The 12558-nt window shown below is 37.1% G+C and carries 12 protein-coding genes; 6 read left to right on the top strand and 6 right to left on the bottom strand.

Annotated features, from left to right (window positions below):
- Positions 1-177 precede the first annotated feature (177 nt).
- From gap to pfkA, 3 genes are read right to left on the bottom strand one after another with little or no spacing between them, the layout of a single operon-like run.
- Positions 178-1176, bottom strand: coding sequence for a type I glyceraldehyde-3-phosphate dehydrogenase (gene gap, locus B3I52_RS00525; RefSeq protein WP_293297294.1), 999 nt, complete (start codon positions 1174-1176; stop codon positions 178-180).
- Positions 1177-1236: 60 nt separating this feature from the next.
- Entirely contained in the window at positions 1237-2079 is an 843-nt protein-coding gene (locus B3I52_RS00520; RefSeq protein ID WP_293297291.1) for a hypothetical protein, read from the bottom strand.
- A gap of 12 nt (positions 2080-2091) precedes the next feature.
- Entirely contained in the window at positions 2092-3081 is a 990-nt protein-coding gene (gene pfkA, locus B3I52_RS00515; RefSeq protein WP_293297288.1) for a 6-phosphofructokinase, read from the bottom strand.
- Positions 3082-3203: 122 nt separating this feature from the next.
- On the opposite strand from pfkA, the gene B3I52_RS00510 reads away from it, so the two are divergent.
- Complete coding sequence (locus B3I52_RS00510; RefSeq protein ID WP_293297286.1) at positions 3204-3893, top strand: NUDIX hydrolase; 690 nt, start codon at positions 3204-3206, stop codon at positions 3891-3893.
- A 130-nt stretch (positions 3894-4023) separates the two neighbouring features.
- On the opposite strand, the gene B3I52_RS00505 is transcribed toward B3I52_RS00510, so the two are convergent.
- Positions 4024-4875, bottom strand: a complete 852-nt coding sequence (locus tag B3I52_RS00505) for an N-acetylglucosamine kinase (RefSeq protein WP_293297283.1) — start codon at positions 4873-4875, stop codon at positions 4024-4026.
- A gap of 403 nt (positions 4876-5278) precedes the next feature.
- Here B3I52_RS00505 and B3I52_RS00500 point away from each other — a divergent pair, with 403 nt between their 5' ends.
- The gene (locus B3I52_RS00500) at positions 5279-6307 is read left to right on the top strand and encodes a threonine aldolase family protein (protein ID WP_293297280.1); all 1029 of its coding nucleotides are present in this window, start codon (positions 5279-5281) and stop codon (positions 6305-6307) included.
- Between the two features lie 61 nt (positions 6308-6368).
- Here B3I52_RS00500 and B3I52_RS00495 read toward each other — a convergent pair whose 3' ends face one another.
- Positions 6369-6842, bottom strand: coding sequence for a hypothetical protein (locus B3I52_RS00495; RefSeq protein WP_293297278.1), 474 nt, complete (start codon positions 6840-6842; stop codon positions 6369-6371).
- A gap of 144 nt (positions 6843-6986) precedes the next feature.
- On the bottom strand, positions 6987-8267 hold the full coding sequence (locus B3I52_RS00490) for a DUF2130 domain-containing protein (protein ID WP_293297275.1): 1281 nt from the start codon (positions 8265-8267) through the stop codon (positions 6987-6989).
- A gap of 200 nt (positions 8268-8467) precedes the next feature.
- Between B3I52_RS00490 and B3I52_RS00485 the strand changes: the two genes are divergently transcribed.
- The 4 genes from B3I52_RS00485 (at position 8468) to B3I52_RS00470 (ending at position 12501) form a co-directional block, all read left to right on the top strand.
- Positions 8468-9664: an MFS transporter gene (locus B3I52_RS00485; protein WP_293297272.1), complete on the top strand. Its 1197-nt coding sequence runs from the start codon at positions 8468-8470 to the stop codon at positions 9662-9664.
- A 169-nt stretch (positions 9665-9833) separates the two neighbouring features.
- Positions 9834-10205 (top strand): response regulator transcription factor, encoded by a 372-nt coding sequence (locus B3I52_RS00480; protein ID WP_293297269.1) that lies wholly within the window; start codon positions 9834-9836, stop codon positions 10203-10205.
- A 106-nt stretch (positions 10206-10311) separates the two neighbouring features.
- A complete protein-coding gene (locus B3I52_RS00475) occupies positions 10312-10890 on the top strand; it encodes a pentapeptide repeat-containing protein (RefSeq protein WP_293297266.1) in 579 nt (192 codons plus the stop codon).
- A 69-nt stretch (positions 10891-10959) separates the two neighbouring features.
- Entirely contained in the window at positions 10960-12501 is a 1542-nt protein-coding gene (locus B3I52_RS00470) for a S8 family peptidase (protein ID WP_293297264.1), read from the top strand.
- Positions 12502-12558 lie beyond the last annotated feature (57 nt).

The raw sequence follows: 12558 nt of genomic DNA, 5'->3' as shown, positions 1-12558 counted from the left end.
CCGCCTATGTATTTATTCTTATTGAAATTTTTAACAGCTTCTTAATAGTAGAACTAAAATGGCTTTGTAGGTTGCTTAAAGGCAATTGTTTTGCCATCCATAACAAAGCTTTAGTTTAAGGGGCATAAAAAAAGCAGCACCTGTGAGATACTGCTTTGTACAATATTTTAGAAGTGATTAAATGAATTTGCCTACTTCTTGTGCTAAATCGATAATCTTGTTCGAATAACCCCACTCGTTATCGTACCAAGATACTACTTTAACAAAGTTATCGCTCAAAGAAATTCCTGCTTTAGCATCAAAAATAGAAGTGCGGGCATCGCCTAAGAAATCTGAAGAAACAACTTCGTCTTCGGTATAACCTAATATTCCTTTTAATTCACCTTCCGAAGCTGCTTTCATTGCTGCTTTAATATCTTCGTAAGAGGCACCTTTTTCTAAACGAACGGTTAAATCTACTACAGAAACGTCTGCTACAGGTACGCGGAAAGACATGCCAGTTAATTTGCCTTTTAATGAAGGTAATACTAGGCCTACAGCTTTAGCGGCACCGGTAGAAGAAGGGATAATGTTAGAGAAACCGCCTCGGCCACCTCTCCAGTCTTTAGCCGAAGGACCATCTACTGTTTTTTGAGTTGCGGTAACGGCATGAACGGTTGTCATTAAGCCTTCTAAAATACCATATTTATCATGTAATACTTTAGCAATTGGCGCTAAACAGTTAGTAGTACAAGATGCGTTAGAAACGATATTTTGATCAGCTTTTAATTCTTTATGGTTTACACCCATTACAAAAGTAGGGGTGTCGTCTTTTGCAGGTGCAGACATGATTACTTTTTTAGCACCAGCATCGATATGTTTTTGAGCAGTTTCTTGTGTTAAGAATAAGCCTGTAGATTCGATAATTACTTCGGCACCTACTTCGTTCCACTTTAAGTTAGCCGGATCTTTTTCGGCAGTTACGCGGATAGTTTTTCCATTTACCACTAAGTTGCCATCTTTTACTTCTACGGTACCATCAAACAAACCGTGGGTAGAGTCGTATTTTAGCATGTAGGCCATATAATCTGGTTCTACAAGGTCGTTAATGCCAACAACTTCAATGTCAGTACGTTTTACAGCAGCTCTAAAAGCCAAGCGGCCAATACGGCCAAATCCGTTTATTCCTATTTTCATTACTTATTGTTTTTAATTGAATACTTTATTTAACTATATAATATGGGCTTAGCCCCTGTTTTAATTGATGTAATAATTAAGTATGTTATGTATGGGTTCTCTGGTAACCGACATGATTTCGATACGATGCTTGGCGGCAACTTCTCTTAGCTGTTCTTGAAAATGTCCGGCTACAGTGCCTACAAAATGTATTTCTTCGCCGGGGTGTTTTGCCAACGAAGGGATAAGGTAGGTGCTGAAATATTTTTCAAAACCTTGTGTGATGAGTTGTTGTATAAATTTATGGTCTCTGTTTTCTGAGTAAAAATCTAAGAAAGAAGCCAAGTAGATTTGTGCTTGTGGTTTCTTGTACACGCGTTCTAAAATACTTGGGCGGTCTAAATGGTATTGGTGGTCTAATTTCGCCTTCAAGTCTGCGGGGAGTTTATCTTCCAAGAAATTTTTCAATAATATTTTCCCGAAGTAACTTGCCGAACCTTCGTCTGCAAGTATGTAGCCTAGGCCATAATTGTTTTTCTCTGGTTTTTTGCCATTATAATAGGCACAATTGGCGCCACTGCCCAAAATCCCTACAATACCCGACTTGTCGTGACAAGCGGCAATAGCTGCACCATAAACATCGTCTTTTACTTTTACCTTGCTGTTTACAAAGAAACGTTCAAGTGTGGTGGCCAATTCTAGCTGTTTTTCTTTTGCAGATGCGCCAGCCGCAAAAACATAAACTTTTTTAATGTTTTCGGCATTGCGTATAAGAGTGATGTTTTTGCTTAAAAGTTGTATCGTCTGTTTAGGGTCGTTGAAACAAGGATTAACACTTGGCGTATGGGTTTCTACCATTGCCTTGCCCTCTTGCCATATTTTCCAGCAAGCATTTTTAGATCCGCTATATACTACTGCAATCATACTCGTTATATTTTATATTGATAAAACATTTACCATTTCCAATAAATCGTCTTCTAGCTTGTAATTGCTCAATCCGCTTAGCGCTTCGTTTAAAGGTGTTAAACTAATGCTATTTCCTTTAAGCCCTACCATTTTCATGGTTTCGCCATTAATAAGCGCATTGGTGGCTGCAAAGCCTAATCTGCTCCCCAAAATTCTGTCGAAACCACTCGGGCTACCACCGCGTTGCAAGTGCCCCAAAATGGTAACTTTAGTATCGTAATGGGTAAACTTGCGTTTTACTGCTTTAGCAATATCATACGCCCCGCCGTATTTATTTCCTTCGGAAACAATTACAATGCTTGATGATTTTTTGGTAGAAGCGCCTAGTTTAAGTTTGGTAATCAATTCTTTTAACGACGTTTCTCTTTCTGGTAAAAGTGCTGCCTCTGCACCACTGGCAATGGCGCTACGTAGGGCAATACATCCCGAGTCGCGGCCCATTACTTCGATAAAGAATAGCCTGTCGTGCGAATCGGCCGTATCTCTAATCTTATCAATTGCCTCAATAACGGTATTAATGGCGGTATCATAGCCTAAAGTAAAGTCAGAACCGTACAAATCGTTATCAATGGTGCCCGGCACGCCAATTACGTTGATGCCGAATTTTTCACCAAATTTTTTCGCTCCTGTAAAAGTACCATCTCCGCCAATTACCACTAATCCGTCTATTTCTTTTTCTTGCAAATGTTTAAAGGCAATTTCCATTCCGGCATCTTCTTTAAACGCTAAGCACCTGGCGGTTTTTAAAATAGTGCCACCCATGTGTAAAATATTACTTACAGCGCGGGCATCCATTGGGATAATATTATTGTTGATTAAACCTTGATAGCCTTGCATTACACCGAACATGTTGCGGCCATGGTAAATTCCAGTGCGCACAACAGCCCTTATGCAGGCATTCATGCCTGGAGCATCGCCTCCTGAGGTTAGTACTGCTATGTTTTTGATATTTGGTTTCATTCTAATTATACGAATATAGCGTGTATTTTTTACACTAAGTAATTTTTTTTCAAAATTTTTATGAATTAACGAAATAAGTGTCTTTATTTTGTCTGATATTTTAACCTTTTTAAACAATTGTTTTGGCAGAAGTAATTCCAGGTTTTGATTTTGCGGTTTCGATAGATTGCGTTCTTTTTGGGTTTGATGGTACCGAACTTAAAATACTGTTAATTGAAAGAAATGAGGAACCATTTAAAGATTGGTGGGCACTGCCTGGCAACTTGGTGGGTGGCGATGAGAGTGTAGATCAATCGGCACAACGTATCTTAAAAGAACTCACCGGCCTTGGCGATATTTACATGGAGCAGTACTATGCTTTTGGTGAAGTAAACCGACATCCCCAAGGTAGGGTAATTTCTGTGGCCTATTATGCCATGTTGCGTTTGGGTGGCGACAAACCGCTAAAACCATTGACCAACTATGCCAAAAGAGCGCAATGGGTTAATGTGGCAACTTTACCTAAGTTGGCTTTTGACCATCAGGAAATTTTAAACAAGGGTTTAGAGAAAATAAAACGCCGTATTAAACATTTGCCTTTGGCTTTTGAGTTATTGCCAGAAAAATTTACACTAACGCAGGTTCAAAGTGTTTATGAACTTATTCTTGGTAAAAAATTGGATAAGCGTAATTTTCGTAAGAAAATTTTGAGCTTTAAAGTTTTGAAAGAACTGGAAGAAAAACAAAGAGGCGTTTCATTTAGGGCGGCTACGCTTTACAAATTCGATAAGCGGAAATACAACAAGCTTTTTGGTAAAGAAATTTCTTTCTAGGCCATTAGGGCACAGAGTGGTTATTGAGAAGATTTTAATTAACGAGTTGTCCTAGAGCGTGGGCATAAATAAAAAAAGAGGGCAATCTCCGTGATGGTGTTGCCCTCTTTGTATTTGAATTCTGTTGAAGTTATCTTCTGCTTAAATGGTATTCTACCAAGTCGTCTATTGGCGAGCGGATAATTTTACCCACACCCATTTCGTACCTGTCGGCAATTACGCTTAGCCTGTCTCTAAAGCTATAACCTACCGATCCTACTACGTTTAGTACGTATTTTTTGTAATTAGGGTAGTGGATTACTAAATTTTCGAAGAAAGCAGTAAAAGCCGTATCTACCACGTCTTCCATGTATTCTGGGTAAACGGTTTTATAATCGTAAAGAAACTTGCTAAAGCTTGCGCAAAAGCGGTTTGGCAGTTCTTTGTTGTAGATATTGTCAAAAATATCTTCGTTGGTTAGGCCGTAAATGGTAAAAAAGCTTTCGCTTAAACCTTTAGGCATAAAACCTTTCATGTAATCGGCCAATAAGCGTTTGCCTATATAGCTCCCACTGCCCTCGTCGCCCAAAAAATAACCTAAAGAGTCTATGTTTAGTGTTATTTCTTTACCGTCGTAAAAACAAGTGTTGGTGCCTGTTCCTAAAATAGCCGCAAAACCAGGTTCATCGCCTAAAAGTGCACGGCAAGAAGCCAATAGATCGTGGTCTATATTAATTTTTGCGTTTACAAATACCTTTTGCATAGCATCCGCAACAATTTTTTTGTTAGCATCAGTAGAACAACCTGCGCCATAATAGTAAACCTCTTCTAATTTGGAAGCGTCTAGGTAATCTGGTAAAGTTGTTCTTAATGAATTTTCAATGTAATCTTGCTTTGCAAAATACGGGTTGTAACCTTCCGTGTTAAAGTGGAGTCTCCTTCCGGCCTCATTGATTAAGCACCAATTGGTTTTGGTAGATCCTCCATCTGCAATAAGTATCATCTTTTTGGTTTGTTAAGTTGTGTAATTTGTATAAAAGTTTGGCAATATATCAGCCTTTATCCGAATAAAAAAATTAATATTAATTTTTTTAATGGTTAACATATAAAAGTATTCAAATGTTTGATTGAGAATGTGTAGGGTGGTTTTTTAATAAAGTGTATTTTCTACACTAATCAAGCTTTTTTTTTCTCTAAAATGGTATTGTTACCTTTCTTGAAAAATGGAAAATTAAAGATGTAATTTTTTTGTAGAATAAGCTTCTTATACCCGTATTGGTACATGGGATAGTGCTATTGAAAGAACAAATGTTAGACTGGTAATAAAAAGATGCCTAACTTAAGAAACTGGTTATGCTATTAAAGTTTTTGATCTTAACTTTGATCTTAGCAAAGCTACAATTAACATGAACTATAAAATAGACTATAGAAGCGATACGGTAACTAAACCTACGGCCGCAATGTTGGATGCAATGATGAGCGCCAAAGTTGGGGACGATGTTTACGGAGAAGATGAAACCGTAAGTGCTTTAGAGAATAAGCTGGCGCAAATGTTTGGCATGGAGGAAGGTTTGTTTTGTCCGTCTGGCACAATGACCAACCAAATTGCCATTAAATGCTTTACACAACCCATGGATGAGGTAATTTGCGACCAAACTGCCCATGTTTACCGGTATGAAGGTGGTGGCATTGCCTATAATTCTATGGCATCGGTAAGGTTGCTGTATGGCGAAAGGGGTATTTTAACGCCAGAGCTGATAGAGCCTCAAATTAATGAGGAGAACATTCATTTTCCAAAGTCTAGTTTAGTGGTATTAGAAAATACAGTAAATAAGGGCGGAGGCAAATGTTATACTTTGGAACAAATAGAGACAGTACATAACTTGTGCAGTATTAAAGGCCTAAAGTTGCATTTAGATGGCGCTAGGCTCTTTAATGCTTTGGTGGCCACAGGCGATAAAGCGGCGCACTATGGCCATTATTTTGATGGCATTTCTATTTGTTTATCTAAAGGTTTGGGCGCACCTGTAGGCTCAGTATTACTAGGTTCTGCTGCCACTATCCATAAAGCCAGACGAATAAGGAAGGTGTTGGGTGGAGGTATGAGACAGGCTGGCTTTTTAGCTGCTGCTGGTATTTACGCTTTAGATCACCATATAGATCGGTTGGCAGAAGATCATAAAAATGCAAAAGCTTTAGCTGATGTATTGGCGACAACTAACTTTGTAGAAAAAGTGATGCCTGTAGAAACCAATATTGTGCTGTTTGATGTAGCTGATGGTTATACCGTTGATAAAGTAGTAGCTGCTTTAGACAAGCATGGAATATTGTGCAATGCTACTTCTGAAAAGACTATCCGGTTGGTAACGCATTTAGATATTTCTGCTACAATGGTAGATCAAACGATGGAGGTAATTAAAAAGCTAGTGCCTTAATAACACATTTTAACTGTCTTGTTTGTTCGGAATGCGAAAGTTCCGAACAAACAATAAAGCCTTATTTACATTCGGTACGTACAAAGTTAAATTTACCTTTTTCGAAAGAGATTGGTTTATTTTTTACGAAATACGATCTGCCGAACAATGTTTCAATTTGGCCAACGCCCAATTTTAAATCGTTGTTTTGTTTAAGTAAAGCCAATGGATTTGAAAATTCTGTAGTGCCCTCGCCAATTTTAAAACTGTAATCTACAAATAGTGTATCGCCTTTAAATTCTCCTCTTACAATGCCATCGTTTTTTGGTTTTTCGGCATAATTAATTACCAATTTACCTTCTACTTTATTACTGTCAATTATAAGAAGATTTAAGGTAGCGCTGTCGCCTTCAAAAGAAGAAATATAACATTGCTTTACCGTGTCTAATACTTCATTGTTAGCCGCCTGTTTATTTTCTCGTTGGCCACAGCTATAAGCAAGAGGGATTGTTAAAAATGCCAATAACAGATTTTTAAAGCTTTTTTTCATCATCATAAAATTTAAATACAACTTAAAGTAGGCGGTAAATGTTTGCAGTAATAAATTTACAGCTATTTATTTAGTTTTTTAGCAATGATGTTGTTGGGCGCTAAAATCCATAAAAAAAGAATTTTAATTTTAAGCACTAAAAAATAGAGGTTACTCTAAAAATAAATCTTCATCGTCGGTAAGGCTTAGCTGAATATTCTCTGTGCCCGAAATGCCCTCAATAGAACCTCGGATATGGGCCGCGTTTAAAAGTACTTTATCCAGCTGTTTTTCTCTGGCTTTCCAGAGTTTCTCCATGGCATCTCTTTCGCGTTGTATAGATAGTTTCATGCTCATAAAACCTTCTCTAATGGCTTTCCATTGTTCCGAAAATTCGTTGCTGGTTAAATAATCGTAAAGCATGTGCATTTTATCACCTTTGTTTTCTTGAGATTTTGCGGCATTAAACAAACGTAAAATGCCATCGCGTAAAACGGCCGACAAGGCTTGTACTTCATTAAAAGTGCAAATCCAAACACCATCTTTTAAGCCAAAACAGTTCATGTCTTTCGGCATGTTTTGGGTAACTAATACCGCAATTTCGGCTCCTTGGCTACGCATGTCGGTTTTTAGTTTCTCTATCCAATCGTTAGAGAAGGCTACGGTTCGCTTGCTTTCGTAAATGATATGCCCACATTCTTGCCCAAAATTATTTCTAACTATTTGGATGCAATCTGCCCCACGAACCCCTTTGCCAACTTCTTGTACCAAATCAAAAGGGAAAGAACTACGCAACAATTCTTCTAAAGCCAGTTCTTGTATTTCGCCCTGTAACTGCATGGAACCTTGTTCTGCTTTGCGTTTCATTTCTTCGGCTAGTTTTTTCTGGTCTTCCAACTGCTTTTCTTTTTCTGCTAGCTTCATCTTAAACTCATGCTCGGCATTTTGCAATCGCTGGTTCTCAATATTTCTAATGTCGATAGCCATTTTTTCACGTTCTTCTGCCATTTTCTTTTGTATGGTTAGCTCCATTTCCTCTTCTTTGCGCTTCATTTCGTTGGCTAGCTGCAGGTACTCCAATTCTTTCTGACGGGCAGTTTTCAGTTTTTCTTCACTTTCTTTATTGGCATCGCCTAATATTTTTAGCTTGTTCTCAAAATCTGCACTGATAGATTTGCGCAAGTTTTCACTTACCGATGCTTGTAAAGTTTCTTTCTCTTTCGCTAAACGTTGTTCAAAAGCAAGCTCTTGTTGTTTTTTTTGTACTTCAAAAGTTTCTTCCTGTTGTTTTTTTTGCAGTTCGAGCGCTTGTGCCTTTTTTTCAAATTCTTCCTGTTGTTTCTTTTTAAACGAAGCCATCTGCTCACGCAGTTCCTTTTTATATTCTTCGGCCATTACTTCTTCTATAGGAAAGGCATGGTTACAATTTGGGCATTTAATTTCTGTTGACATACAATCGTGATTTTAAAAAAGAGTATCAAAATTAAGCATTTGATTTTATCTGTAGCTATGGTTTTCGGTAGAGGCACAGATATTATTTGAGAATGTAAAGAACAATGGCATGAAATTTTAAAGGATATTATTTTTATTTATCTGTGTATCTGTGGCTAATTACTGGCTTAATATGTAGTTTTGCGCACCAATCAAAATCAATGTTCAATCGTATTTTAAATACCTATAAAGCCTCGTTTGCTGGCTTAAGCCGCGAAACGTGGGTGCTTAGTTTATTGGTTCTTCTTAACCGTTGTGGTTTTATGGCTGTGCCCTTTATGGGGCTATATATTACCCAAGTTTTGCATAGGCCAGAATCTGATGCGGGAATTATTATTTCGTTGTTTGGTTTTGGTGCCATAGCAGGGGCGGCCGCAGGAGGCAAGTTTACCGATATGTTTGGCTATAGGCCCGTGCAAATTGTGGCCGCCTTGGTAAGTGGGCTTTTCTTCCTGTTTTTTGCCTTTGTAGAAAATTTTACTTGGTTGTGCGTACTGGCTGTAGTTATTAGTTTTTTCTCAGAAGCTTTTAGGCCTGCTAATTATGCCGCTATCTCTTCTTATGCAGCGCCCGGAACCGAAACACGCTCTTATTCGTTAAACCGTTTAGCGGTGAATATTGGATGGGCAATTGGCGTAAGTGTTGGTGGAATTATTGCTGCTTTTAACTATAAATTGTTGTTTATGGTAGAAGGAGGGGTTAGCATATCGGTGGCGATTGCCATATTATTGTTTTTACCCTATAAAAAAACAACGCTTTCTAAAGAAGAAAAGAACCAGTTGACTGATACGATTCGGAAACCTTGGCAGGATATTCCTTTTATTAAGTTTTTGCTGTTGTCTGCCATGTTTACTACCTGTTTTTTTATGATGTTTAGGGTAGTGCCTGTATTTTATAAAGAAGTATGGCATTTAAACGAAGCGCTGATAGGCTTTATTTTAGGGATAAATGGCGTAATGATTGCTGTATTGGAAATGGTGATGATTAGCAAAATAGAGAATAAAAAATCGCCTATATTTTATATTGTTGTAGGAGTAATTACGGTTTCTTTATCTTTTGTTGTGCTTATGCTGCCCAAATTTATACCTTTGGTTTTGGCAGTATCTAGCATTGTGCTGTTTACCTTTGGCGAAATGTTATCACTACCGTTCTTTAACACGTTTGTAGTAAAACGAAGCAACGAATATAATAGAGGATTATATGCCGCGGGCTATACCTTGAGTTGGTCGGTAGCACAAGTAATTGGGCCAACCAGCGGTTTCTATATTGCCGAAAAGTTTGGTTATAACGTATTGTGGATTTCGGTTACAGGTCTATTGTTACTGTGTGCTTGCTTTTTCAGTAAATTAAAGTTTTAATTTAAACACAGGTGTTTGCCGATAATGTTTTGGTCGTTCGTGTAATTTCGATTATTAAAAACTAAACAAATGCTAAAACTTTTTAAGATAAATGTTGTTTAACAATTAAACCGTTTAAAAACTTCCCTAGTTTTTATCAAATTATAAACCATTTAAATTAAACCAATACATGAAAAAACGCATCCATGTTTTAGAAGACGACAAAGACATTGCTTTCATCATCGAATTTTTACTGAAAGACGAAGGTTACGAAATCCAAGTTTCATCCACTTTTAAAGAATTAAAGAACAAGCTTAAAGATTCTATCCCCCATTTATTTATTTTAGATGTAATGTTGCCTGATGGAAACGGTTTGGATATTTGCAGGGATTTGAAAAATGATACTTTTACCAAGCATATTCCAGTAATTGTGATGTCGGCAAATGTGCAGAACCAAGAACTTAGTGCGGCTTCGGCCCCAGACGATTACATTGCAAAACCGTTTGATTTAGATTATATAGAAAGTAGAATAAAAAAATTGATAGAGAAAAAAGCAGCCTAGTAGCTTTTATAAGACTATTTGAAATCCATTGAAAAAACGCAATGGATTTTTTTTGTGACTTTTTGTTGAAACTGTTTTTGTTAATTTGCCAGCTTATTTTAAGCAAATGGTAAAAGACGAAGTTTATTATGATGATAGGGTTTTTAGTGAGGCAGATGTTTTAGAGAAAGGCCAAAGGACAACTTTTTTTAACAAGTGTGTTTTTAAAAAATGCGATTTTAGTGAGGTAGATTTTAAGAACTGCAATTTCACCAATTGTGAGTTTGATGGCTGTAATTTAAGTATGGTAAAGTTTAATGATGCAGGTTTGGATAATGTGAATTTTAAAAACAGCAAATTGCTTGGAACCGATTTCTCGGTAGCTAAAGATTTCTTATTTAGCGTAAATTTTACAGCTTGTATTTTAGATTATGCCACCTTTGCAAAGAAGAAAAATAAGAAAGCAAAATTTATAGATTGCTCTTTGAAAGGTGCCGATTTTACCGAATCTGATTTGACTTTGGCCGTGTTTAAGCAATGTAATTTAAGTGGTGCTATTTTTATGCGCACCATATTGGTGCAGGCAAATTTGTCCCAGGCATTTAACTTTAGCATCGATCCGGCGCAAAATAATGTGCGAAAAGCACTTTTTTCACCTTCAGGCTTGTCAGGCTTGCTTCATAAGTATGATATCGTTGTTACGTAAATTGCGAATAATAATAAAACAAAGTAACTTGCCGTTTCTTAACTTTAATTGTTTATAAATTAAATTCAAATGAATAAAAATCAAATTAAAAGGTTTGTAGCCTTCGCGTTATTGGCAACAGCCCCTTTTATTGCGTCTGCCCAATCGCAAAAGAAAAACTGGTACAATTTAGACCTAAAAACAGATAGCGTTTTTGGTATCAGTACCGAAAAAGCTTATACCGAACTTTTAAAAGGTAAAAAATCTAGCACGGTAATTGTTGGTATTTTAGATAGTGGTGTAGATGGTGTTCACGAAGATTTGAAATCTGTAATGTGGGTGAACAAAAAAGAAAAAGCTGGCAATGGTAAAGATGATGATAAAAATGGTTACATCGACGACGTAAACGGATGGAGCTTTTTGGGTGGTAAAGACGGAAACGTTAACCAAGAAACTTTAGAAATTACGCGTTTGGTTCGTAGAGATGCAGCTCGTTTTGCTAATGTAACAGAAGAGAATGTTGCTGCTGCCGATAGAAAAGCTTTTGAAACTTACCTTGCTAATAAAAAAGAATTGCAGAAAGGTTTGGATAAAGCGAAAGCTAACTTACAAAGATTTGAATCTGTTAAAAATGCTGTAGAAGGTGTTGCTAAAAAAATAGGTAAAGAAAATCCTACTTTAGATGACATTAAAAACTTTACAGCCGAAGGCCAAATTGAAAATAGCATTAAAAATACTTTAATTAGAGCCTTAGCTAACATGGATTATAAAACATTCTATGAAACGCAAATAAAGCCAGGTTACGATCATTACTACGATCAAGTAAATTATAACTATAACCTAACTTTTAACCCTCGTAACATTGTTGGCGATAACGAAAACAACAGTAACGAGCGTATTTATGGTAATGCCGATTCTAAAGGACCAGACCCGTCTCACGGTACGCACGTAGCAGGTATTGTTGGTGCCGATAGAAAAAACACATTAGGTATTAATGGCGTTGCCGATAATGTATTGTTAATGGCGGTGCGTAATGTGCCTAACGGCGATGAGCGTGATAAAGACGTAGCAAATGCTATCCGCTATGCGGTAGATAATGGTGCTAAAGTATTGAACATGAGTTTTGGTAAAGCTTACTCGTGGGATAAAAAAGTAGTTGACGATGCGGTAAAATATGCAGTAAGCAAAGATGTTTTATTGGTACACGCTGCGGGCAATGATAACAAAAACCTAGATGTAGATACCAATTTCCCTACTAATAAATACGAAGATGGCACTTTGGCCGATGCTTGGTTAACTGTTGGTGCTTCTACACCTTATAACGATAACAGATTAAAGGCTTCTTTTTCTAACTACGGAAAAACTACGGTAGATGTATTTGCCCCTGGTTTTGCTATTTACTCTACTTATCCAGATCAAAAATATCAAGATAACAACGGTACAAGTATGGCATCGCCGGTGGTTGCTGGTTTAGCTGCTTTAATCCGTTCTTACTATCCAAAATTAAAAGCGGTTCAGGTAAAAGAAATCATCATGAAATCTGTAGAAAAAGCAGATGCCTTGAAGGATATTTCGGTTACTGGAGGTGTGGTTAATGCTTATAATGCATTGAAATTGGCTGCAACTTACTAATAAGTGAAAAGGCAAAAGTAAAAAGTACGAGCTGCCGATTTATAGCAATGCCCAGGT

The sequence above is a fragment of the Pedobacter sp. UBA4863 genome (assembly GCF_002399615.1).
Classification (GTDB): domain Bacteria; phylum Bacteroidota; class Bacteroidia; order Sphingobacteriales; family Sphingobacteriaceae; genus Pedobacter.
The sequence above is the reverse complement of the archived record's forward strand: the minus strand, read 5'-3'. Positions and strand labels throughout refer to the sequence as shown.